At 38.6% G+C, this 23,185-nt stretch carries 19 protein-coding genes and 2 pseudogenes; 12 read left to right on the top strand and 9 right to left on the bottom strand.

Annotation, left to right across the window (positions count from 1 at the left end):
* The first annotated feature begins 440 nt into the window (after nucleotides 1–440).
* The 5 genes from Q9M50_13780 to Q9M50_13760 are packed head-to-tail and all read left to right on the top strand — an operon-like array spanning nucleotide 441 to nucleotide 7,263.
* Complete coding sequence (locus tag Q9M50_13780) at nucleotides 441–2,471, top strand: TonB-dependent receptor (protein MDQ7091683.1); 2,031 nt, start codon at nucleotides 441–443, stop codon at nucleotides 2,469–2,471.
* A 26-nt stretch (nucleotides 2,472–2,497) separates the two neighbouring features.
* Entirely contained in the window at nucleotides 2,498–4,423 is a 1,926-nt protein-coding gene (locus Q9M50_13775; protein ID MDQ7091682.1) for a DUF2130 domain-containing protein, read from the top strand.
* Nucleotides 4,424–4,480: 57 nt separating this feature from the next.
* Nucleotides 4,481–5,710, top strand: coding sequence for an O-antigen ligase family protein (locus Q9M50_13770; GenBank protein MDQ7091681.1), 1,230 nt, complete (start codon nucleotides 4,481–4,483; stop codon nucleotides 5,708–5,710).
* Complete coding sequence (locus Q9M50_13765) at nucleotides 5,703–6,449, top strand: glycosyltransferase family 2 protein (protein MDQ7091680.1); 747 nt, start codon at nucleotides 5,703–5,705, stop codon at nucleotides 6,447–6,449. The genes Q9M50_13770 and Q9M50_13765 overlap by 8 nt, the downstream gene beginning before the upstream one ends.
* The gene (locus Q9M50_13760; GenBank protein ID MDQ7091679.1) at nucleotides 6,445–7,263 is read left to right on the top strand and encodes a glycosyltransferase family 2 protein; all 819 of its coding nucleotides are present in this window, start codon (nucleotides 6,445–6,447) and stop codon (nucleotides 7,261–7,263) included. The genes Q9M50_13765 and Q9M50_13760 overlap by 5 nt, the downstream gene beginning before the upstream one ends.
* Nucleotides 7,264–7,295: 32 nt before the next feature.
* Here Q9M50_13760 and Q9M50_13755 read toward each other — a convergent pair whose 3' ends face one another.
* From Q9M50_13755 to Q9M50_13740, 4 genes and pseudogenes are all read right to left on the bottom strand, one after another.
* Nucleotides 7,296–7,724 (bottom strand): OsmC family protein, encoded by a 429-nt coding sequence (locus tag Q9M50_13755; GenBank protein ID MDQ7091678.1) that lies wholly within the window; start codon nucleotides 7,722–7,724, stop codon nucleotides 7,296–7,298.
* 112 nt (nucleotides 7,725–7,836) lie between these two features.
* Nucleotides 7,837–8,379: an NADP oxidoreductase gene (locus Q9M50_13750; protein MDQ7091677.1), complete on the bottom strand. Its 543-nt coding sequence runs from the start codon at nucleotides 8,377–8,379 to the stop codon at nucleotides 7,837–7,839.
* On the bottom strand, nucleotides 8,376–9,086 hold the full coding sequence (locus tag Q9M50_13745; GenBank protein MDQ7091676.1) for a 2Fe-2S iron-sulfur cluster-binding protein: 711 nt from the start codon (nucleotides 9,084–9,086) through the stop codon (nucleotides 8,376–8,378). The genes Q9M50_13750 and Q9M50_13745 overlap by 4 nt, the downstream gene beginning before the upstream one ends.
* A 4-nt stretch (nucleotides 9,087–9,090) precedes the next feature.
* Nucleotides 9,091–10,870: pseudogene (locus tag Q9M50_13740) on the bottom strand (NAD(P)H-dependent oxidoreductase subunit E).
* 399 nt (nucleotides 10,871–11,269) lie between these two features.
* Here Q9M50_13740 and trpD point away from each other — a divergent pair.
* The 5 genes from trpD to trpC all read left to right on the top strand — a co-directional run bounded on the left by trpD (nucleotide 11,270) and on the right by trpC (nucleotide 17,028).
* Nucleotides 11,270–12,286, top strand: coding sequence for an anthranilate phosphoribosyltransferase (gene trpD, locus Q9M50_13735; protein MDQ7091675.1), 1,017 nt, complete (start codon nucleotides 11,270–11,272; stop codon nucleotides 12,284–12,286).
* Between the two features lie 13 nt (nucleotides 12,287–12,299).
* Nucleotides 12,300–13,805, top strand: a complete 1,506-nt coding sequence (locus Q9M50_13730; protein MDQ7091674.1) for a serine protease — start codon at nucleotides 12,300–12,302, stop codon at nucleotides 13,803–13,805.
* Nucleotides 13,806–13,990: 185 nt separating this feature from the next.
* Nucleotides 13,991–15,724, top strand: a complete 1,734-nt coding sequence (locus Q9M50_13725) for an autotransporter assembly complex family protein (protein MDQ7091673.1) — start codon at nucleotides 13,991–13,993, stop codon at nucleotides 15,722–15,724.
* A gap of 53 nt (nucleotides 15,725–15,777) precedes the next feature.
* Nucleotides 15,778–16,170, top strand: coding sequence for a group II truncated hemoglobin (locus Q9M50_13720; protein ID MDQ7091672.1), 393 nt, complete (start codon nucleotides 15,778–15,780; stop codon nucleotides 16,168–16,170).
* A gap of 57 nt (nucleotides 16,171–16,227) precedes the next feature.
* Nucleotides 16,228–17,028, top strand: coding sequence for an indole-3-glycerol phosphate synthase TrpC (gene trpC / locus Q9M50_13715; GenBank protein ID MDQ7091671.1), 801 nt, complete (start codon nucleotides 16,228–16,230; stop codon nucleotides 17,026–17,028).
* Between the two features lie 130 nt (nucleotides 17,029–17,158).
* Here trpC and Q9M50_13710 read toward each other — a convergent pair whose 3' ends face one another.
* From Q9M50_13710 to Q9M50_13690, 5 genes are all read right to left on the bottom strand, one after another.
* Nucleotides 17,159–19,099, bottom strand: coding sequence for a heme lyase CcmF/NrfE family subunit (locus Q9M50_13710; protein ID MDQ7091670.1), 1,941 nt, complete (start codon nucleotides 19,097–19,099; stop codon nucleotides 17,159–17,161).
* Nucleotides 19,096–19,533 carry a cytochrome c maturation protein CcmE gene (ccmE, locus tag Q9M50_13705; protein ID MDQ7091669.1) on the bottom strand — a complete coding sequence of 146 codons (438 nt, stop codon included), beginning with the start codon at nucleotides 19,531–19,533 and terminating at the stop codon, nucleotides 19,096–19,098. The genes Q9M50_13710 and ccmE overlap by 4 nt, the downstream gene beginning before the upstream one ends.
* Nucleotides 19,530–19,709, bottom strand: a complete 180-nt coding sequence (gene ccmD, locus Q9M50_13700) for a heme exporter protein CcmD (GenBank protein ID MDQ7091668.1) — start codon at nucleotides 19,707–19,709, stop codon at nucleotides 19,530–19,532. The genes ccmE and ccmD overlap by 4 nt, the downstream gene beginning before the upstream one ends.
* A gap of 35 nt (nucleotides 19,710–19,744) precedes the next feature.
* Nucleotides 19,745–20,494, bottom strand: coding sequence for a heme ABC transporter permease (locus Q9M50_13695; protein ID MDQ7091667.1), 750 nt, complete (start codon nucleotides 20,492–20,494; stop codon nucleotides 19,745–19,747).
* 117 nt (nucleotides 20,495–20,611) lie between these two features.
* Nucleotides 20,612–20,932 carry a non-heme iron oxygenase ferredoxin subunit gene (locus Q9M50_13690; GenBank protein ID MDQ7091666.1) on the bottom strand — a complete coding sequence of 107 codons (321 nt, stop codon included), beginning with the start codon at nucleotides 20,930–20,932 and terminating at the stop codon, nucleotides 20,612–20,614.
* 670 nt (nucleotides 20,933–21,602) lie between these two features.
* Here Q9M50_13690 and Q9M50_13685 point away from each other — a divergent pair.
* Together Q9M50_13685 and Q9M50_13680 are read left to right on the top strand one after the other, a co-directional pair.
* On the top strand, nucleotides 21,603–22,085 hold the full coding sequence (locus Q9M50_13685) for a Fe-S cluster assembly transcription factor (protein ID MDQ7091665.1): 483 nt from the start codon (nucleotides 21,603–21,605) through the stop codon (nucleotides 22,083–22,085).
* 60 nt (nucleotides 22,086–22,145) lie between these two features.
* Nucleotides 22,146–23,184: pseudogene (locus Q9M50_13680) on the top strand (cysteine desulfurase family protein).
* Nucleotide 23,185 lies beyond the last annotated feature (1 nt).

Below are 23,185 nucleotides of genomic sequence, written 5' to 3'. Positions count from 1 at the left end.
GGCAATAAAACCATAAATATTCGGTTGGCTATTGATTTTTTGTGGGCGAAAGTGCTATCTAGGCATCATAAATAATCATAAAAAGACCTATTAAAAAAATAAACTGACCTTATATTTTTTTATAAAAAAACAAGATGAAGGTCACACTTATAAGCTATAATTTATGTCTAATTAAAGTTAATAACTCAGGTTTATAGGATTATTTATTTTATTTTTATCTTAATTATTATTGTAAAACAAAGAGTTATAAATTTCCTGTCTTTTTTGTGAAAATATTTTTTATAAGCCGCCTGTTATCAAACTTTTTAATATAAAAATATGAATTTATCCCCACTCAATGTGAGTTAAGAAAAGTGAAAAATTAGTTTTTTTCAAACCTGCTAACAGCGAGCCTACCTTCCGTTATGTCTAAGTAAATTTAAGTAACCCTAAAATTATGAATGAAAATTAAACCGCCCTTTCTACTCTTACTGTCAGTCCTTATAATCCCAACGGTTTATGCTGAAAAAGCATCTATGGACGATAATGTCTTTTCAATGGAAGAATTAGTTAATATACCGATTGAACAATTATTAAACTTACAAATAACGTCATCAGTAAGTAAGGAAATACAGACGGTTCATGATTCAGCCGCCGCAGTTTTTATTATTAATAGCGAGGATATTCGCCGTAGTGGGGTTATGAATATTCCCGAAGCCTTACGCATGGCACCTGGATTGCATGTTGCTCAAATGAATGCGAATCAATGGGCGATTTCATCCCGTGGTTTTAATGAACGCGCGAGTGATAAGCTGTTGGTTTTAATGGATGGGCGGGTACTTTATCATCCTTCTATATCAGGTACGATATGGGAAAACCAAGATGTTGTTCTTGATAATATTGAACGAATTGAAGTGATTCGGGGTTCAGGGGCAACGTTATGGGGAGCGAATGCCGTTAATGGGGTTATTAATATTATTAGCAAACAAGCTGAAAAAACACAAGGAACTCAAATGAGTTTCACAGGCGGTGATGACAAATTATTTGGGCATATTCGTCATGGGTTTCAATTAAATGAACATGATTTTGGGCGAGTTTATTTTCAAAGTAAGCGTCAACAACGTTATAAAACCTCAACAGGGGGCGATAATAATGATGAGAGTCGTTTGCAATTAGCGGGGTTTCAATTAAATTTATCAGCAGAGGATGATGATTTATTGATTCAAGGGCGTGGCTTTAAAGGACGTTATAATCAACAATCCAATGTTCCTACTCTCATCGCGCCTTATACAAAAAAAATCTTTCGTAAAGAAGACTCTATTTTATTTAGTTTGTTGGCGCGTTGGGATAAAAAATTATCAAGTGATTCAAATTTTTCATTACAAGCGTATTATGATTATCAACAAAACGAAATATTTTTGTCTTCAACGGTTCATCAGTTTAATATTGATTTTTACCATCATTTAAGAATTAATGCACAACATAATTTTTCATGGGGGGTAACGTATCATTCTGTTCAAGATACATTAATAGAAAATACATTTTATAAATTCACGCCAGAAAATAAGTATTATCAAACGGTTAGTGGCTTTATGCAAGATGAGTTTACACTGGTTCCTAAAATATTAAAAATTATTATCGGGACTAAAATAGAACATAATGATTTTTCAGGTTTTGAATACCAACCTAATGTTCGTTTTATTTGGACACCTAATAAAGATCATAGTCTTTGGGGCGCGGTTTCTAGGGCGCTTAAAACCCCGACTCGCACTCAATATGATGCCAATACTTGGGCGAAACGGCCTAATGAGGTTCCCGCAACAATCAATGGTTTACCTCTTAAGCTTGAGGGGGTTAACGATCAGGTTAAATCGGTAGAAACCTTATCTTATGAATTAGGTTATCGGTTTCAATTTAAAGATAAATTTTCACTGGATGTCAGCTTATTTTATACGAATTATGACAATTTATTTAGTTATGAATTAAACGGTACGCCGTCGGTTAAATTAAGTAATGAAGGAATCCCATTCATTTCGTCACCTTTAACGATTACAAATGGCACATCAGGTTATAGTTATGGCGGAGAACTCGCTCTTTCATGGCAAGTGACTGATTTTTGGAGGTTAAACTTAGGTTATAGTTATTTTCAAGGTCGTTTTTATAATAAGGAAGGGGGTCAAGATGACGAAAGTAAAAAAAGTCCTGAAAATCAATTAAGTTTGCGTTCATCCTTTGATATTACGGATAAATTAGAGCTAGATATTTGGTTTCGTTATATTGATACACTGAAATCTGTTCAAGGGTCTCCAATTTCAGATTACAGCAGTTTGGATTTACGTTTAGGTTATCGTCCCGTGGAAAATTTAGAGTTTTCAATTATCGGTCGTAATTTAATTGAAAAACATATTGAATTTCGCCCTAGATTTGTTCAAAATGGAAACCATTCTGAATTAGACCGCCATGTTTATTTTCAAACAACGTTTAATTTTTAACTGACTAATATTTATGGGATGATAAAATGAGTCAACAACGTAGTAATATTGCTTGCCCCCAGTGTGGCTCTCAAATTGATGTTAATGATATTTTGCATCATCAAATCGAAGCCGAGATTCAAAAAAAATATACTAACGAATTAACTAAAAAAGACGCTCAGTATCACCAACAGCATCAAAACTTATTACAGCAACAAACTCAATTAGATGAACAGCGTCGTCAACAAGATTCGATTGTACAGCAACGCTTGCAGCAGGAAACACAGACGTTAAAGCAACAAATTAAGCAGCAATTAGATTATGAACATGCCGCTCAAGTCGGGGCTTTTGAGCAGGAATTAGCGACTAAATCATTCGAGCTTAAAGCCTTTAATAAGGCGAAAGCCGATATTACGCGTTTGCAACGTGAAAAAGATGAACAGAAAGCAACGATTGACGCGGATTATTCCCAACGTTTTAACAAGCGTTTAAAAGAAAAAACGGCAGAGACACGCTCTCAAGTAAAAAAAGAAATGGAAGCGCAGTCTTCAGTGCAGATTGAGGCGTTACATAATGAATTAATGCTTAAATCCACGGAATTGATAGAATTTAATCACGCTAAATCTGAAATTGAACGCTTAAAACGTGAAAAAAATGAGCAAAAAGAAGCTATTGAAGCAGAGGCTTCACAGCGTTTTAATGAACAGCGTAAACACGACCAACAAACGTTTCGTGATAAAATTACCACTGAAATGAAATCTGAATTATCAGGACAGTTGAATGAGTTACAACAGGAATTAGCGGCTAAATCTAATCAATTAAAAGATTTTAATCAGGCAAAATCTGAAATTGAGCGTTTAAAGCGTGAAAAAGAGGAGCAAAAAAATAGTATTGAAGCGGAAGCCGCTCAACGATTCAATGAACAGTTTAAACAGGAACAACAGGTTTTACGTGATAAAATCACCACTGAAATGCAATCTGAAATGTCAGGGCAGGTTAATAATTTAGAACAACAACTCGTCGCTAAATCAGAACAATTAAAAGAATTGAATCAAACGAAAGCCGATTTAATGCGCTTAAAGCGTGAAAAGGACGAAGTGCGCGGTGAAGTCGTCTTGGAAAAAGAACGGGAGTTTTCGGAAAAATTAACCGAAGAGCGTTTAAAAATACAACGTCAAACCGATGAAAATTCAGAGCTTAAGTATAAAGAATACCAAAAACAATTGGATGACCAAAAACAATTAATTGTTGAAATGAATCGTAAAGCAGAACAAGGTTCGATGCAAATGCAAGGCGAAGTACAAGAGCTTGCGATTGAAGAATGGTTAGCCTCTCATTTTCCTTTGGATGTTATTGAGGAAATTAAAAAAGGCGCGCGAGGGGCGGATTGTTTACAAACCGTTCATACCCCGATTCAACAAAATTGTGGCACGATTTATTATGAAAGTAAACGAACTAAAGAATTTCAAGCGAGTTGGATTGAAAAATTTAAAAATGATATTCGTGAAAAAAATTCAACACTGGGCGTATTAGTGACAGAGGCGATGCCAGCAGATATGCCTCGAATGGGTTTAAGAGAAGGGGTGTGGGTTTGTTCGTTTGAAGAGTTTAAAGGCTTATCTTTTGTGTTGCGGGAAACGGTGATTAAATTATCGGAAGCTCTGGCCAGTCAAGAAAATAAAGGCGAAAAAATGGAATTGTTGTATCACTATTTGACGAGTAATGAGTTTAAATTACAAATAGAGGGGATTGTTGAAGGCTTTTCTCAAATGCAAACGGATTTAGACTCAGAAAAACGCTCAATGGCGCGTATCTGGAAGCAACGTGAAAAACAATTACAGAAAGTGTTGTTAAATACGACCCACATGTACGGTTCAATTAAAGGCATTGCAGGGAGTTCAGTCGCTTCGGTGGCCTTATTAGAACTGGATAACATCGCTAGGGATGAACCCGACCTTAAACCTGCAAACTAATATCCTGTCAGATAAATAATATTTTTACCTGTGCGTTTTTAACGATTAACTTAATTTATGCTTTCTTACCAAAAATTTACTGAAAAATCTCATTTTTTTTGCCTCTGTTGTGCGATTATTATTGCGATTGTGGCTCCAATTTCAACGGCAATCACCAGTGTTGGCTGTGTTTTAATGTTAGTTGCATGGCTATTTTCAGGCAAGGTGTTAGCGAGTTTAACGATTGCTTATCAACAGGCAACAGGAAAAATGATTTTAATTTTTTTTGTTTGGTTAGTTATTGGGACTTTTTATGCGGAAACCAGTTGGCATGATAAAGTGGATACCCTGCTGAGTTGGAAGAAATTTGCTTATCTTTTTATTCTTTTAGGCTTATTTCATTCAAAAAAATGGAAAGGCTATTTCATTCATAGTTATGTTAGTTTTATGAGTCTTGCCGCGCTTATTGGGATTGTTTTATGGCAACTGAATATTGTGGTTCGTGAGGGCGCAGGGCATGATGCGGGAATTTTCATGACGAATTACGCGACCCAAAGTACGGCGTTTATAGCCGCGTTATTGGCTTGTATTTTTTTACGGCATGAAACGACCTCTACGCTAAAAAAACAAGGCTTAAGTCTCGCCATCGCGTTATTTATTATTAATATCTTTTTTATTAGTGGAGCAAGAACGGCTTACTTTGCCTTACCGATTGCGGTAGTCTTTGCGGTGGGCAGTCTTTACGGTTATAAAAAGCTCCCGATTATTATGGCGCTTGCCAGTGTATTCGTATTGCTACTGGTGGTCAGTTCTAGCACGCTACAACAACGTGTTGATGAAGGTCTCAAAGAATTTAACAGCTATGACAGTAGCCCGCATATTAGCTCGATTGGTGTTCGGGTTATTTTTGCTAAAAATACGGTGGAATTGATTAAACAACGCCCGTTATGGGGTTATGGAACCTCCTCGTTTGAATCCACCTACGGTGAGTATGCAGCAAGTCATTATCAAGGCTGGCGCGCCTTAACAACCACCGACCCGCATAATATTTATTTATATATAAGCTTAGAAAATGGCTTAATGGGTTTGTTAATTTTTTTAATTTATCTTTATGTGGCGTTTCGACAAGGGTTACAACAAGATTTTTATGGAAAACTTGCCGTCAGTTTTTTAATGACCATCACCGTTGCAAGTTTATTTAATGCGTATTTTAAAACCTTTCCTGAAGGGCATTTACTCGCTTTTTTTATGGGAATCTTACTCGCTTACAAACCTGCCTTGTTACTCGAAAAAAATACCGATGCTTAGTGTTATTATTATTACCAAAAATGAATCGCATTCCATCAGCCATTGTCTTAATTCGGTTCGTTTTGCAGATGAAATTATTGTCTTAGATTCAGGAAGTGATGATGATACGATCGAACTTTGTCGGCAATTTACGGATCAGGTTTTTAGTACGGACTGGCCAGGGTTTGGATTACAAAAACAACGCGCATTGGATAAAGCGGTGGGTGATTGGGTGTTATCTATTGATGCGGATGAAGTTGTGAGTCCTGCCTTGCAACGTGAAATAAAACAGGCGATGCAAGCCGTTGATATTGATGGCTTTGAAATTCCACGGTTATCCCGTTATTGTGGCAAAACAATTAAACATGCAGGCTGGTATCCTGATTATGTCTTACGATTATTTAAACGTGAAAAAGGCCATTTTACAGAAGCGTTAGTTCACGAACGTATTATTGTTGAAGGAACGCTTAGTCGTTTAACAGAAGCTTTTAAGCATGAAGCGTTTATTAATCTTGATGAAGTGTTACATAAGGTCAACACGTATTCTACATTGGGTGCGCGTAAGTTATATCAACAAGGAAAACGAACTTCATTGATGCAGGCTATTTTTAAAGGGGTATGGACGTTTGTTCGTACCTATTTATTAAAAGCGGCCTTTTTAGATGGGCAACAAGGATTCATGTTGGCGATTTCAAATGCAGAAGGAACCTATTATAAGCATTTGAAATTACTGGAATTGCAACACACGGAAGGCTATTAGTATGATTTCTGTGATTGTGACGACTTATAATTGGGACGCTGCACTTGAAGCCTGTATTCGTAGTTTATTTGCGCAACAGGATTTAAAGTTTGAAATTATTATTGCCGATGATGGCTCAAAAAAACCGACGACGGATTTAATTAAGCAGCTCAGTTTAGAAAGTCCTGTGGTTTTAAAGCATTGTTATCATGAGGATAAGGGATTTAGGGCGGGAACCATACGCAATAAAGCGGTTGCGTTGAGTTCAGGGGATTATTTAATTTTTATTGATGGGGATTGTATTGTTTTCCCCTACTTTATCAAACGCCATCGACATTTTGCTACCCACGGCTATTTTGTCGCAGGTAATCGTGTTTTACTTAATCCAGCCTTTACGGATCACGTTTTAAAAAATAAGTTAGCCTTACATCAACAAAGTCGATTGAAATTTATAAAATGGCGATTGCAAGGTTATATTAATCGCTTACTTCCTTTTATTTATGTCCCTTTTGACTTCTTTCGGTTACGTCATCCACAGCGTTGGCAAAAGGCAATGGCGTGTAATCTTGCGTTATGGAAAGCAGATTTTATGAACGTTAATGGCTTTGATCAACTTTTTGAAGGCTGGGGCTATGAAGATTCTGACTTAGTGATTCGTTTGATTCATTTAGGGGTTAAACGTAAAGAAGGTCGTTTTGCATTACCTGTATTACATCTTTGGCATTTTCAAAACGACCGAAATTCAGAAGATGAAAATTATCAACGCTTAATGACCCGTTTAAATAATCCTCAGTTTATCTGGGCAGAAAAAGGATTAATAACTGAGGCGAGCTAACCTGCGGTTAGTTTTCCTGCATTAAACTGAGTTTATGAGCTTTCGTTACTGGCTTTTACCTCGAAATCATGGGTAATTTCAACGCTTTTAGACAACATAATTGAGGCAGAACAGTATTTTTCAGCCGATAATTTCACTGCTCGTTCAACGACAGAGGATTTTAAGTCATTACCTGTGACGATGAAATGTAAATGAATTTTACTAAACACGCTCGGGACGGCATCAACGCGTTCAGCGGTAACTTCAGCGACACAATCAACCACGTTATGACGACCTTTTTGTAAAATTTCGATCACATCAAATGATGAACATCCTCCCACACCGAGTAATAACATTTCCATAGGACGAATGCCCATATTACGCCCGCCATGATTAGCAGGCCCATCCATAATAACGGCATGACCACTGCCTGTTTCACCGACAAACATTCTTCCATCGACCCATTTTACGGTTGCTTCCATTATTTTTTCCTCGTTATCAAGTGGTAGTTTATTAGTGTTTTATAATATAGCTTATTATTAGGCTCTAAGGATTTTAATTCAAGTTATTTATGTTTAAAGAACGCATTGCTTATCAATCATAATGAAGTAGTTCGTAAGGTAAACTCGGTTCTTGGCCTGCAATAAGATCGGTTAAAAATTTCCAAAAAACATTCGCAGAAGGGGGGCAACCTGGTAAATAATAATCGACTTTAACAATTTCATGAATGGGGTGAACTTTGTCTAATAATAACGGGAGTTCGGGATCATTGGGGATTTGTGCATTTTCGACCCCGATGCCATTGATGTAAGCCTCGTTTAAGCACTCTTCTAAGGGGATAGAGTTGCGCATGGCAGGTAATCCACCATTAATAGAGCAGGCCCCGACCGCGACTAAGAGTTTACAATTTTTACGAAATTCTCTTAGAACATGGACGTTTTCTGAATTACACACGCCACCTTCAATTAAACCAATATCACAGGTGGTACTGCAGTGTTCAATATCGGTAAGGGGGGAGCGATCAAATTCAACGAATTCAGCTAATTTTACTAATCGTTCATCAATGTCTAAAAATGACATGTGACAACCAAAACAGCCCGCTAATGAGGTGGTTGCAATTCTGATTTTATCGCTCATAAATCCGCCTCTTCCGTAAGTGAGACCTGATCTATTTGTTGATGGTCATAGGTGCGTTGTCCAATAGGCACGTTATAGCCTGTCCGTTTTTTTAGAATGGCCCCCGTTGGGCAAATATTTGCCGCGCAATCATTAATATCAAGGGTGCTTTCTTTTAATTTGCCTGAGGAGGAGTTAATAATCAGTCGTTTATTAATGCCCCGCCCACTAATGGCAAAGACATTTTTACCGTCTTTTTCCTGACTTGCGCGGACACATAAATTACAAAAAATACACCGATTATGATCTATCATCAAATCAGGGTGAGAGGCATCGACTTCTCTGTTCGCAAAAAAGTGCGGGAAATGATTATCCTGCATGGCTAAATGATAGGCGACCCCTTGTAATTGACAGTTTCCTGTTTTTTCACATGAGGGACAAAAGTGATTTCCTTCAACAAAGAGCATTTGAGTGATTTTACGCCGATCCTCTTCCAGCGCATCGGTTTTATTTAAAATATCTTGGCCCGTAGCGGCAGGAAAAGTACAGGCGGAGCAATTACGACCGTTGACTTTAACCGTACATAATTTACAACTGCCATGCGGTTTATAATCAGGGTGATGACATAAATGCGGAATATAAACACCTGCCTCCGTTGCTGCTTCTATAATGGTTTGACCTTCGGTGAAAGGAATATCTTTACCATCAATGGTTATGGTTTCACGCATTTTTTTAATCCTCGACTTGAGCTAAATAAGCCCCTGCATCATCTCGATTGGCTAAACGTCTTGCTGTTTCTAGGGAAGCGTTTAAATCAAAACCAGGCTCATAACTAATTGTTTTTAATTGTTGTTGATAAATTTCAGGGTAACGTTGTAGGGTGGTTAAAATGGGGTTAGCTGCGGTTTGACCTAGGCCGCAATGACTGTAGTTTTTCACGAGTTGGCAAAGCTCTTCTAAAGCAACGACATCCCCCGCTGAACCATGTCCATCGACTATTTTATCCAGTTGTTTTTTTAAGAGTGACGTACCTACACGACAGGGGGTGCAAAATCCACAGCTTTCATCTGCAAAAAAATGGGTGAAGTTTTTAACCCAATCTAATAGATGACGTTGTTGGTTAAAAATAATAAAGGAGCCGCCTGTTGCTAAATCTTCAAAGGCTAAAGTCCGTTCAAATTCTTCATTAGAGATAAATGTTCCAGAAGGCCCACCGACTTGAACCCCTAAAACATTCTCTGCGCCACAGTCATTTAATACCTGACTAATTCGAGTTCCAAAGGGGTATTCATAAATTCCTGCTCGTTCACAATCGCCACTGATGCTAAGAATTTTTGTGCCAGTGGATTGTTTAGTGCCTACGTTAGCAAAGGCTTGTCCGCCTATTACCGCAATTTTAGCGGCGGCGACAAACGTTTCAACATTATTAACTACGGTGGGTTTATTTAAATAACCTTCAACAACAGGGTAGGGCGGGCGGTTTCGGGGAATCCCTGCTTTACCTTCTAACGATTCAATTAACGCGGATTCTTCACCACAAATATAAGCCCCTGCCCCCTAAGCGAATTTCAATTTCAAATTCAAAATCTTGTCCGAGGATTTGTTTCCCCAATAAATTTTGTTCATTGCGAACGGCTAAAGCCGCGTTTAACGCGGCATAAAGATGTAGGTATTCGCCTCGTAAATATAAAAACCCCTGCTTAGCCCCTATAATGGCGGCACAAAGGGTCATCCCTTCAAAAACTTGATGGGCATGGCGATTAAGTAACACTCGATCTTTAAAGGTACCAGGTTCGCCTTCATCGGCATTACAAACGACATAGCGTGTGGAATTGGGTTCTTGTGAACAAAATTTCCATTTCATCGCGGTATTAAACCCAGCTCCGCCTCGTCCACGTAAACCTGAACGGTCTAGTTCATCGAGGGTTTCGGGTAATCCCCGTTTAAAGGTCGCCTTAAGTGCCTCGCCTAAAGCAATCGGTTCATTGAGTAATAAACCTGCGTTATAAATAGTATCATCCACCTTAAAAAAGTCACTTGGCCATGCGTTAAGCGGAGTTTGAGATTCGATTAAACCGACGATGTTATCAATACGGTTTTTATCTAATCGTGTAATGGCATAACCATTAATTAATCCAGCGGGGCCTTGATCACACATTCCTGTACAGGCGGTATTGGCTAAACTCACTAAGCCATCCTCACGGACTTGACCGAGTTCAAGGGATAATTTTTCCGCAAAATAAGTGGCGAGGGTTTCTTTTCCTAACATGTGGTCAGTAATGGAATCACTGAGTAAAATATCATAACGTCCACGAGGCGTTAAATGAAAAAAACTATAAAATTCAATGACACTAATAATCTGTGTTCGCTCAATTTTTAGTTGTTCCGCCAATAGCTCAATCGCTTCAGGTGGAATAAAATAAAATGTTGCTTGAATTTCTCGTAAAATAGCCAGTAAATTAACGGATTGAAACTGATTATTTTCAAACTGTTCCTGAATGAATTTTTTCATATCGTGTATTGAGTTTGTTAAAGATAAAATAATGAGGGGTATTAAACATTATTTCCCAAGTTAATGACATTAATGGATAACATGTTGCATAGGGTAGACGGTGTAAAAAGAGCTAAAAAATAGAGGTTTTTCATCCGATGCTTAAAAATTTACACCGACGTTCCCCATTAAAATTAACGAAGCCTATAAAAGCTGTCTAATATATCATTTACATTTTTTAAGGGCCTTTATTTTTTTCAAAAAATAAAAAACTAGTTTACACTTTTAAGTCTAAATTTAAAATTAGCCACTCACGGTGACGATTTAATAACTAAAATGAGTGTCGATTAAAAAAATCAGTAAATTCACCTTGATTTTGGCTTCATTTTAAAACTTTAATTAATTATTATCCCTTATCCTATGACTATTAAACACGCACTTAATACCGTTCTAAATCAACACGCCCTCACCCATCAACAAATGCGTGACGTTATGCTCCAAATAATGACAGGTAAGGCGAGTGATGCTCAGATAGCTGGCTTTTTAATTGCCTTACGCTGTAAAGGGGAGAGTATTACTGAAATTACCGCCGCCGCAGAAGTTATGCGAGAACTCGCGACCCCAATTACGGTGACAGGCGCGCATGTTATTGATACCTGTGGAACGGGAGGCGATGGGGCGAATACGTTTAATATCTCAACGACCTGTGCTTTTGTGGTGGCCGCCGCAGGGGGTACGGTTGCAAAACATGGGAATCGTTCGGTATCCAGCTCATCAGGGAGTGCCGATGTATTAGAAGCGGCGGGGGTTAATCTTAATTTATCCGCTGAACAGGGGGCGGCTTGTGTTCGTGAGGTAGGGTTAGGTTTTTTATTTGCCCCTCATTATCACGGGGCAATGAAACATGCAATGAGTGTTCGTAAGGATTTGGGAGTCCGAACGCTTTTTAATATTTTAGGGCCTTTATCAAATCCTGCGAGGTCAAAAAATCAATTGATTGGGGTTTTTTCCAAAGATTGGGTTGACTCGTTAGCGCAGGTTCTTAAAAATCTAGGGAGCGAGCATGTTTTAATTGTCAATGCGGATGACGGCTTAGATGAAATTAGTATTGCAAGTCCGACCTCTGTTGCCGAACTTAATAATGGAAAAATAAAAAGCTATCAAATCACCCCTGAAATGTTTGGCTTACCGCGTGGAAATTTAGCGGATTTAGCGGTGACTGATGCCTATTCCAGTTTAGCTAGGCTCAAATCGGTGTTAAATAATGAATCAGGTTCTGCAAAAAATATTGTGCTTTTAAATGCAGGCGCGGCTATTTATGCGGCTAATTTGACCGATTCTTTACAGGCAGGGGTTAACAAAGCCAATGAGGTTATTGAAAATGGAGAGGCACTGGCTAAACTAACGGCACTTATCGAATTTACTCATCGTTATTAAGGCTATGCAAATTATGCAAATTTTTACTTCTATCCTCTTGGGAATTTTAACGGTTTTTTTCACAAACGCTAGTTATGCGGAGAAAAAAATTATTCCTGTTGAAAATTCGGTGATTAAAATATATACGACGTTTGTCACGCCTGATTATTTATCGCCTTGGCAATTATCAAATCCTTTACATGCCTCGGGATCAGGGACTGTTATTTCGGGAAACAGAGTTTTAACGAACGCCCATGTGGTGGCCGATGCTAAATATCTTCAAGTTCAAAAATATAATGACCCTAAGAAATATATTGCCGAGGTGCGTTTTATTTCACATTATGCTGATTTAGCGATTTTAAGTGTTAAAGACAAAAGTTTTTTTAATGACTTAAATGCCCTTGAAATTGGTGAATTACCAGAGCTTCAACAAGATGTGACGGTTTATGGCTATCCTTTTGGAGGAGAAACCTTAAGTATTACCCAGGGTGTTTTATCGCGGGTTGAACAACAGTTTTATTCGCATTCCAATAGCTATTTATTAGCAGGACAAATTGATGCGGCCATTAATCCTGGGAACAGTGGCGGGCCTGTTATTGTAAATAATAAAATTGTTGGTGTGGTTATGCAGGCTATTGCCGCAGGGGTTGCGGCTAATGTAGGGTATTTTATTCCCCCAAGCATTATTCAACACGTTTTAACCGATAGTAAAGATAATAAACGGGATGGTTTTCCTGAATTAGGCTTTCGTACGCAACCCTTAGAAAATCCTTCGGCTAAATTATTTTATGGCCTAAAAAAAGATCAAAGCGGGGTTTTAGTGGTTAAGGTTTTTGAAGGGGGAGCCGCTGAGGGTAAACTTAAAAAAAATGATGTGATTTTAAAAATAGATCAGTATGAAATAGCAGGCAATGGCACCGTCAATTTTAATAAAACGTTGAGAAGTTATTATGAACATGCGATTGAATTACACCATATTGGTGATAAGGTGGAAATTACCTTTGTACGCAAAGGGAAATTACTTAAAACGGTCTTAATTGCTCAAAAAAATGAGGCGCGTTATAGCCTTGTAGGCCAACAAAAGTTTGATCATATTCCTAAATATTATATTTATGGGGGGATTGTTTTTGTTCCTTTAACTCGAAATATGCTAAATTCTTGGGGAATGCCTCAAGTTAATTCAGGCCCCTACCATTTTTTAAATTATAAGCCTGAGTGGCGATCGGTCAATAAGGAAGAATCGGTGGTGGCGTTGCAAGTTTTAGCCGCAGATGTCAATTTTGGCTATCATAATGTTAATAGTTGGTTGGTGGATAAGATTAATGGAAAGAGCATTAAAAACTTTGTGCAATTTTGTCAATTATTAAAAGCTAATAAAGAAAAGAATGTCATTTTTGAAAATAAGCAAGGTTATCAAATTGTACTTAATCATCAGGAGGTCAAGAAAAGTGAAAAATATATTTTAAAATTATATCGAATTCCTTCTATTCATTCCCTTGGGTTATTTCCTAAGCATAAAAAAAGTGTAGCGGCAAAATAGTATAAAAAAACCTTTATAGGCTATCCATTCCAGACGAGATAAAAATATTAAATTTACGCTCGTCTGGTTTTAAGAGCGTCATTGGTAGCCTTGGTTTAGGGCTGCAAGTTTGAGTATTCAATATCTTATTCTTATTATAATTCGTTATGCTTTATACGCTATTTAGAAAATTTATTTTCGGGTTGATGATCACTTTTGTTGGCTGTACAACAGGAATAATCCAAGAAAGTAATCCCTATCAAGTTGAAATTAAGGGGGTTGCTGATGAGGATTTGAACGAAAAAATTTTAAGTTATTCGTTAATGCAGAAACAGCAAGATTCACCGCCTGAGAGTTCCTTTGTTTTAACGCAGCGGGCTAAAAAAGATATTCCTACCTTTATAAAGTTACTTCGTTCCAAGGCTTACTATAACGCTAAAATAACGATTAAATTAGATCAAAAAGAAACGCCGCCGCGTCTTATTTTTAAAGTTAACTTAGGGCCGCAATATGCCTTGCAATCCGTTGTTATTCATCAAAATACCGACTCGTTAAAAAAACCAACGCTTAAACAAATTAATTTAACCCCCGATCAACCTGCTTTAACGTCGACTATTTTAGCCGCTGAGCAAAAATTATTAACGTATGCTAAACGTCAATCTTACGCCTTTGCAACCTTATGTCCTCGAAAAGTTGTTGTTAATCATGACTTAAAAACGGTCAGCGTTGAGTTATGTTTAAAAACAGGAGAGCAAGTTTTTGTGGGGGCGGTTGGTTTTACAGGCAATCAAAACATCAAAGCCGATTTTTTAAAAAAATTAATTCAGTGGCAACAAGGAACAGCCTACAATCAAAAAACAATCGATAGTCAACGGTTAAAATTAATTGATAGTCGTTTATTTATTCTGGCACGTTTGAAATTAGCTACCAAAGCGGATGAGGATGGGTATTTTCCCGTGACCTTTGAACTCAAAGAACGATTGCCTCGCACCGTTAGCGCGGGCTTAAGACTCACGACCGATGATGAATTATTTTTAGCACGTTTTGCTTGGGAGCATCGTAATTTATGGGGGCAAGGTGAAGTTATTGATGCAGCTCTAAAGGTTTCAATGATTAAATCGTCACTGGCTGCTAGTTTTCGTAAACCTGTTTTTTATCACCCCAATAATACGTTGATTATGGATAGTGAGTTTATTAGTGAGGATACGGATGCCTTTAAAAGTTTACGGGCGGAATTTGCCGTGGCTATTGAGCATCAACTGACTAAAAAACAGCGATTTAATATCGGTCTTGCGTATCAATTTTCAAGAGTCACGGAATATAATCAAATTTCTGAAAATTTTAATTTAATTTCACTGCCGATTCATTTCAACGGGGACTTTAGTGATAATTTTTTAGAGCCTACAACAGGCGGGCGTTTATCCATTGATGAACAACCTTTTTATAATTTAGGAACTGGGGCTCGCTTTCATAAGCAAAAAATTCGTTATCGACACTATTTAAGTTTAACGAAATCGGATAACTTAATTGTAGCGGGACGTATTATTATCGGAAATATTTGGGGTGAAAATCTCGTTAATATCCCCGCTGATTTACGTTATTTTGCAGGCGGAAGTGATACGGTACGGGGTTATAGTTTTCAATCATTATCCCCTAAAGATGAACAAGGGCGATTAATAGGCGGGTTATCTTTATTCGCTTTTTCAATTGAGTTACGCCAGTGGATTACTGAAAACATAGGGATTGTCGGTTTTTTAGATGGTGGGCGAGCTTACGCCGATGCTTATCAAAATTTCGCGGATTTAAAAATGGGGGCAGGCTTAGGTTTGCGTTATAAAACACCGATTGGCGCCATTCGTTTTGATCTGGCTCGTCCGCTTAATAAACGGGATGAGGATGATGAGTTTCAACTCTATATGAGTATTGGCCATACGTTTTAATGGACGGATGACCCTCACTAATTTTTTTATAGCGCAACGATAACAAATAGCAAATGACAACAGAACAGCCCACCTTTTATGCCCTTATTGGGGGTGAAAAAACGATTCTTCAGTTAGTAACGCGTTTTTATTTTCACATGGATAGTTTGCCTGAAACCACGGCACTTCGGGCTATTCATGCCGAAGATTTAACGGAAACACGGCAAAAATTATTTAAATTTTTATCGGGATGGCTGGGTGGGCCTGATTTATTTGTTCAAGAATACGGCCATCCTCGCTTAAGGCGACGGCATTTCCCTTTTGCTATTGGTGAGTCAGAGCGTGATCAATGGATGCTTTGTATGAATCATGCATTAAGCGACAGTGGAATGACGAATGAATTACAGTTAAGTTTGAAGCAAGCCTTACAGCAACTAGCCACTCACATGATTAATAAAAACGAATAAGCCACCCGAACAGGGTAAACTAGCCCCCTTTTTTTTAACTTAAATTTATAAAATTCCATGACACAACCCGCTGACATTTTGCAAAAAATTCTTACGACTAAAGTTGACGAAATTAAAACGCGTAAAGCTAAAACGCCGCTTGATTTTTTAGAGGATATTGCACGTAGTATAGAATCTCCCCGTGGCTTTGCCGCCTCGTTACAAGCACAAGCGGCTAAGAAAAAACCCGCCATTATTGCTGAGATTAAAAAAGCCTCTCCGAGTAAAGGGGTGATTAGAGAAAATTTTCAGCCTGTTCTCATTGGGCAAGATTATGCCATGAATGGCGCAACTTGCCTTTCGGTGTTAACCGATAAGACCTATTTTCAAGGGGCTGAAGTTTATTTGCAAAAAGTGCGCGAAAGTTGTCCTTTACCCGTGATTCGGAAAGACTTTATTATTGATCCCTATCAAATTCATGAGTCACGGGCATTAGGAGCCGATTGTATTTTACTGATTGTGGCGGCATTAGACGATTCTCAGCTCATTGATTTAGCTCAAGTAACGACAGGATTGGGGATGGATGTTTTAGTTGAAGTTCATAATGCGGCAGAATTAGAGCGCGCCTTAGTGTTGGAGACCCCATTAGTTGGGGTGAATAATCGTAACTTGAAAACCTTTGAAACACGGTTGCAAACCACCTTAGATTTGAAAGAACTCATCCCAAACGACCGTTTACTGATTACTGAAAGTGGAATTCAGACCACAGAGGATGTCCAGTTGATGTTGGATCATGATATTTATAGTTTTTTAGTGGGAGAAGCGTTTATGCGTGCGAGTAGTCCAGGTGCAAAAATGCGTGAGTTATTTGCGTTATAGCGGTTTTCTTTAAAGTAACAGGGTTGCAGGGTGCGACACGGCTAAGTCAGGCTACCAACTTAAGATGGGAGACGTTGAGGTTAAGCCTCGTTCTATAGTGTTCCGTTTTAAGTTGGTAGTTGCTAAGTTATTAGGCTTGTTTACGGTAACGTTTATCGGCAACTGTTAATAACCCGCCTAAAGTCATTAATAACCCGCCTAACCATAACCAGCGTACAAATGGTTTATAATGAATTCTAACGGCCCAAGCTTCGCCTTTATCGTCTAAAGGCTCGCCTAAAGCAACGTATAGATCACGCCATAAATTAGGGTCAATATCGGCTTCGGTCATCATGGAACGTTTAACGGTATATCGACGTTTTTCAGGGTGTAGTTCTGTAATTAACTCGCCCTCTTTTGTCACAACTAACGTTCCTTGATCGGCACTATAGTTTGCACCTTTTATAACTTTCGTCCCTCTAAATTCAAATAGATAGCCAGAAAGCTCGACGGTATCGCCTATTTCCATACGGATGTCACGCTCTTCACTGTAGACTGAAACCAATGTAATTCCAATGGCAACGACTGCAATTCCTGTATGCGCTAAAACCATTCCGTAATAACTTAAGGATAGTTTCGTTAATCGTGCCCAAAATGATGGACTATGTTGAAACTTATTAATAAATTCGAGTCCCGTTGTTGAGATAATCCAACTACTGAGACTCATCCCGATAAAGACTGAAAAATTAAAGCCATCACCATAAAGAAATGGAAACACAAGCCCGATGACTAGACTGGCTAGAAGGGGTTTCCATAAAATTTTAATAATCGTATCCGTATTACTTTGCCGCCATCGAACCACGGTTGATAGCCCCATCGAAACCGTCATTAATCCCATGATTGGTACAAAAACAGCATTAAAATACGGAGGGCCGACTGAAATTTTCCCACCGCCCAGTGCATCTAATAATAAAGGGTACAGTGTCCCTAAGAAAACCGTCATAGCCATGACCGTTAAAAAAACATTATTAATCAGAATCAAGGTTTCGCGCGAGGCGATTGTGAATTTAGCTTCACTTTTTACATTCGGGGCTTTAAAGGCATATAAAGTTAACGAGCCGCCAATGCTTATCACTAATAAAACGAGAATAAATAAGCCGCGTTCAGGATCAGAGGCAAACGCATGAACCGAGGTTAAAACGCCTGAGCGGACTAAAAAGGTGCCGAGTAAACTTAAGGAAAAAGCAAAAATAGCAAGTAATACTGTCCAGCTTTTAAAAACACCCCGTTTTTCGGTTACAGCTAATGAATGGACCAGTGCAGTACCGACTAACCACGGCATTAAGGACGCATTTTCAACAGGATCCCAAAACCACCAGCCACCCCAGCCTAGTTCATAATACGCCCACCAACTTCCTAGGGTGATACCGCCGGCTAAAAAGGCCCACGCAATATTTGTCCACGGACGCGACCATTTTGCCCACGATGAATCTAAACGTCCTGAGAGTAAGGCCGCAATGGCAAAGGCAAAGGCAACTGAAAAGCCCACATAGCCCATATAAAGCATCGGCGGATGTACAATTAACCCAAAATCTTGTAATAAGGGGTTTAAATCGGCCCCATCTTTTGGAAATCGGGGTAAATAACGACCAAAAGGACTGGAGGTAAAGAGTAAGAAAGAAATGAAACCGACCGCAATCATTCCCATGACAGACAACACGCGAGCGAGCATATCTAAGGGTAAGGTGCGACTAAAAAAACTGACGGCCAAGGTCCAACCACTTAAAATAAAAGCCCAGAGCAATAAGGAGCCTTCATGTCCACCCCAAATAGCACTAATTTTAAATTGCATGGGGAGCTGGCTATTAGAATGATTAGCCACATAAGCCACTGAAAAATCATCAATTGAAAAGGAATAGCCTAAACAAATCATGCTAATACTTAAAAATAAAAACTGTCCTTTGACTAATGGTTTTCCATAGTTCATCCATAACGGGTTATGGGTCATGGTGCCATAAAGTGGAACAACCGCTAAAACAGCTGATAAACACATCGAAAGGATGAGTGCAAATTCACCAATTTCTGGAATCATTGCATGGCCTCAGCTTTTTTCTTCATGGATTCTGCAATTTCAGGCGGCATATAGTTTTCATCATGCTTGGCGAGAACTTCATTGGCTTGAAAAACCCCTTTTTCATCTAAAGTTCCTTGCGCCATAATGCCTTGTCCCTCGCGAAACAGGTCCGGTAAAATGCCTGTGAAGACGACTTGAAGTTGATTGGCATTATCGGTTAATTTAAAGGCCACTTGTAACGAGTCGGTTGCGCGTTCAACACTGCCTTCAACCACCATACCACCTACACGCATTCGTGTGTTTTTAGGGGCTTCACCGCTTGCAATTTGAGAGGTGGAATAAAATAAATTAATATTTTGTTCTAAAGCGAAGAGGGTGAGGCTGACGGCTAACCCACTTCCAAAAACCAGTGCTAGAATAATGATTAGGCGTTTTTTTCTTTTTGGTGTCATAAGTTTTGTTCACGTCGTAATTGACGTTTAGCATTTTTAAAAAATAAACGTTTAGTAATGATAACGATAGCAATATTATAGATAATAATACTTGAAAATATGCCATAGCTTAACCAGACATAGAGTCCGTGTTTACCCATTTGTAAAAAATCGGCAAACGATGCAAAATGACCCATTTAAAAACTCCTTTATAAAATATAGATGCGTGTTATTAATAGTTTTTTATAACCTCTTTAGCCCAATCCGCTCGTTTTTCCCGTTGCAAGGTTTCAACTCTTGCGCGTGACAGTAACATCACCGTAAAAAAACAATAAAACCCGATGACCATAATTAGTAGAGGAATCCACATTTCAGGGGGCATGGCGGGCTTTTCAGTGAGTTTAAACGTGGCGGGTTGATGCAGTGTATTCCACCATTCCACGGAATATTTAATGATTGGAATATTGACTAAACCGACTAAGGCTAAAACCGCAGAGGCTTTATCCCCGCTGGCGATATTTTCAAAGGCCGAGGTTAATGCAATCACACCAATATAAAGAAAAAGTAAAATAAGCATTGAGGTTAGTCGTGCGTCCCAAACCCACCATGCTCCCCACGTGGGTTTGCCCCAAATAGCCCCTGTTGCCAATGCAATAACGGCAATAGAGGCTCCAATAGGGGCGGCACATTTTGCAATGACATGGGCCATTTTGATTTTCCAAATGAGGCCTACCGCCCCTGCAATGGCCATTAGCATATAACACGATTGCGCTAAAATGGCCGAGGGGACATGAATATAAATAATTCTAAAACTGTTGCCTTGTTGATAATCTTCAGGTGCAAATACCAATCCCCATACCAAACCAACGGCCATTAAAAGGATCGTGGCAAAACTAAACCAAGGTAATAATTTTCCACTAATTTCGTAGAACCATTTAGGGGAGGCCAGTTGATAAAACCAGCGAGGGAGTGTGATTTTCATTTATCTCTTTAAATTATTGAGCATTTTTAGCAAATTAAAAAAGTACAGATGTTGCATTAACCATAATAATGACCTTATTTCTAAATAATAGTTGCAACTATTTTATTAAATCAGTCTTTAATCCCAACGATTATCCCTAACTTCGATTCGCCCATTTTTAATTTGTATGGGAAAACATTCAATATCTTCATAAGCGGGGGGGGCTTTTACTTCCCCTGTTTTAACACAAAATCGTGCGCCATGCCGAGGACAAATAATTTCATATCCGTCCAATTCGCCACTGGCTATTTCGGCACCGTCATGAGTACACGCATCTTCAATGGCATAAACGTGTCCTGCTATTTTAAAAATAGCCACATCAACACCATCAATATCGGCCACCATTTTTTCGCCATTTGTTAATGCATTTTCTGCTACAACATCGACCCATCCTGCCATTTTTACCTCGTCTATTTAAACTAATTTAAAAGATAAAAAATTTTAATAATACGCGGAACGTATCTATTATTTTTTATCCATAAGGGGGGTTTGTATTCGTATTTTTATTCAGCGTTGATTACATTATATTCGGTAATGGCTCTTGTCAGAAAGAGGGAGTGATAAAATAATGTTTAGATTTTCCAATGCACGGTTTTGATAATAAACGTTAAGTTTAGAATTAAGCGTGTAGGTTAGCTTGTCACTGATAAACTAGGTTTTGTGTGTACATTGATCGTAAAAATTTAAACTTATGAGTGACTAGGGAGAGATAAATAACTTGAAATTACGTGGGTAAAAACGTACGTTTATGTCTTTCTATGAATTTTAAAACAGTAATTATGAAAGGTAAGTAAACGAATTATCTCTTTTAACGGAATGAAAACGTTGCCTAATATACGTGTTATTTTGATTGAAAGTAAACTTAAATAAAGAAAGCTTTCTTTTAAAAAATAATGATTTAACGACGTAATTTAACGATACAAGACGTTATCTGTTTAAGTTTTAGTGTGTTTTTAAGTTGTAAGTTTATAACTAAACCAAATAGGGACTGTTAAAATTTAAAAACAATAGTTGACTAATTAGCTGGGTTTATCTATAGTGAAATTTTCTAAGCTCCAGAGGATTATTTGTGCGATTAACCACTAAAGGCCGTTATGCTGTGACTGCGATGCTTGACCTTGCTTTTCATAGTAAAAAAAGCCCTGTAACGCTGACAGATATTGCAACACGACAAATTATATCCCTTTCTTACCTAGAGCAATTATTTGCCCGTTTGCGAAAGGCAGGTATGGTAACGGGGGTTAGAGGGCCTGGAGGGGGCTACCAATTAAGTCGTGATGCGACTGAAATTAGTATTGCAGAAATTATTGGGGCAGTTGATGAACAGTTGGACACGACTAAATGTGGTGGTGCGGCTAATTGTCATAATGATAGTCCTTGTTTAACACATGAGTTATGGATGGGGCTGAGTGCGCAAATTCATGATTATTTAAATAATATTTCATTAGCTGAAATATTGTCTCGGGGTTCGGTCTCTGAAATAGCGGAAAGACAAAATGAAACCATCGCTGATTATCCTAGGGTTAAGATACAGAGTAATTTTTCTAGATAAGGTATGATTTACTTTGATCATAATGCAACAACACCCATTGATGCGCGTGTTTTGGAGGCAATGCTCCCTTTTTTAAGTACGTTTTATGGGAATGCTTCGAGTTTATATCAATGGGGTCGGATTTCGCGAAGTGCGATAGAAACCGCAAGAGAACACGTGGCCGCCCTTGTCGGGGTGACTGCACCGCAAGTTATTTTTACCAGTGGTGGAACCGAGGCTAATAATCTTGCTTTACAATTAGAGGGGGCCGGTGGAGAATTGGCGGTTTCAGCGATTGAACACCCTTCGGTAACAGAAGCGGCTTTAACTCGATTTCCTTTGTCACATCGTATTGGGGTTGATAAACATGGAACGATTATTAGTGATCGCATTGATGCCTTAAATTTACCCCCGAACTCTCTGGTCTCTATTATGCTGGCCAATAATGAAACAGGGGTTATTCAACCCGTTGCGGATTATGCCGATAAGCTTAATCAACGCGGTATTAGAGTACATACGGATGCGATTCAAGCGGCGGGTAAAATCTCCGTTAATTTTAATCAACTCGGTGTAGAACGGCTTTCGTTATCAAGCCATAAATTATATGGGCCCAAGGGATGTGGCGCATTAATTATCGCAAAAGATAGCCTGATTAACCCCACTCAATTGGGGGGGTGGGCAAGAGCGAAATTTACGATCAGGGACAGAAAATAGTGCGGCCATTGTCGGTTTTGGTAAGGCGGCAGAGCTGGCTCTGATAGAACTCACGACACGGCATGAAAAACTATTGAGTTTACGGACGGTTTTGGAAACAGAATTATTAAAAATTCCTAAACTGACTATTTTTGCCTATGAAAGCATGAGATTACCCAATACACTCCAATTTTCGATTGCAGGAACGAAAGGGGAAATGCTATTAATGCAGCTGGATCAAAAAAACATCGCTGTCTCCAGTGGCTCGGCTTGTGCCGCTGCTCAGGATGAAATTAGTCCTGTCCTTACGGCGATGGGCGTTGGTTCTTCGCTGGCTAAAGGGGCGATTCGTCTCAGTCTGGGTAAAGACAATAGTATTTCGGAAATAAATTATTTTATCAAAACATTAAATTCTTTAATAAACTGAT

This window comes from Methylococcales bacterium (genome assembly GCA_030949405.1).
Lineage (GTDB): Bacteria > Pseudomonadota > Gammaproteobacteria > Methylococcales > Methylomonadaceae > WTBX01.
This window is presented reverse-complemented; position numbering and strand designations above follow the sequence as displayed.

Bases quoted from the DNA above. Each gene is read 5' to 3' on its own strand.
- Q9M50_13780 (MDQ7091683.1), top strand. From the start codon at position 441: ATGAAAATTAAACCGCCCTTTCTACTCTTACTGTCAGTCCTTATAATC.
- Q9M50_13775 (MDQ7091682.1), top strand. From the start codon at position 2,498: ATGAGTCAACAACGTAGTAATATTGCTTGCCCCCAGTGTGGCTCTCAA.
- Q9M50_13770 (MDQ7091681.1), top strand. From the start codon at position 4,481: ATGCTTTCTTACCAAAAATTTACTGAAAAATCTCATTTTTTTTGCCTC.
- Q9M50_13765 (MDQ7091680.1), top strand. From the start codon at position 5,703: ATGCTTAGTGTTATTATTATTACCAAAAATGAATCGCATTCCATCAGC.
- Q9M50_13755 (MDQ7091678.1), bottom strand. From the start codon at position 7,724: ATGGAAGCAACCGTAAAATGGGTCGATGGAAGAATGTTTGTCGGTGAA.
- Q9M50_13750 (MDQ7091677.1), bottom strand. From the start codon at position 8,379: ATGAGCGATAAAATCAGAATTGCAACCACCTCATTAGCGGGCTGTTTT.
- Q9M50_13745 (MDQ7091676.1), bottom strand. From the start codon at position 9,086: ATGCGTGAAACCATAACCATTGATGGTAAAGATATTCCTTTCACCGAA.
- trpD (MDQ7091675.1), top strand. From the start codon at position 11,270: ATGACTATTAAACACGCACTTAATACCGTTCTAAATCAACACGCCCTC.
- Q9M50_13730 (MDQ7091674.1), top strand. From the start codon at position 12,300: ATGCAAATTTTTACTTCTATCCTCTTGGGAATTTTAACGGTTTTTTTC.
- Q9M50_13725 (MDQ7091673.1), top strand. From the start codon at position 13,991: ATGATCACTTTTGTTGGCTGTACAACAGGAATAATCCAAGAAAGTAAT.
- Q9M50_13720 (MDQ7091672.1), top strand. From the start codon at position 15,778: ATGACAACAGAACAGCCCACCTTTTATGCCCTTATTGGGGGTGAAAAA.
- trpC (MDQ7091671.1), top strand. From the start codon at position 16,228: ATGACACAACCCGCTGACATTTTGCAAAAAATTCTTACGACTAAAGTT.
- Q9M50_13710 (MDQ7091670.1), bottom strand. From the start codon at position 19,099: ATGATTCCAGAAATTGGTGAATTTGCACTCATCCTTTCGATGTGTTTA.
- ccmE (MDQ7091669.1), bottom strand. From the start codon at position 19,533: ATGACACCAAAAAGAAAAAAACGCCTAATCATTATTCTAGCACTGGTT.
- ccmD (MDQ7091668.1), bottom strand. From the start codon at position 19,709: ATGGGTCATTTTGCATCGTTTGCCGATTTTTTACAAATGGGTAAACAC.
- Q9M50_13695 (MDQ7091667.1), bottom strand. From the start codon at position 20,494: ATGAAAATCACACTCCCTCGCTGGTTTTATCAACTGGCCTCCCCTAAA.
- Q9M50_13690 (MDQ7091666.1), bottom strand. From the start codon at position 20,932: ATGGCAGGATGGGTCGATGTTGTAGCAGAAAATGCATTAACAAATGGC.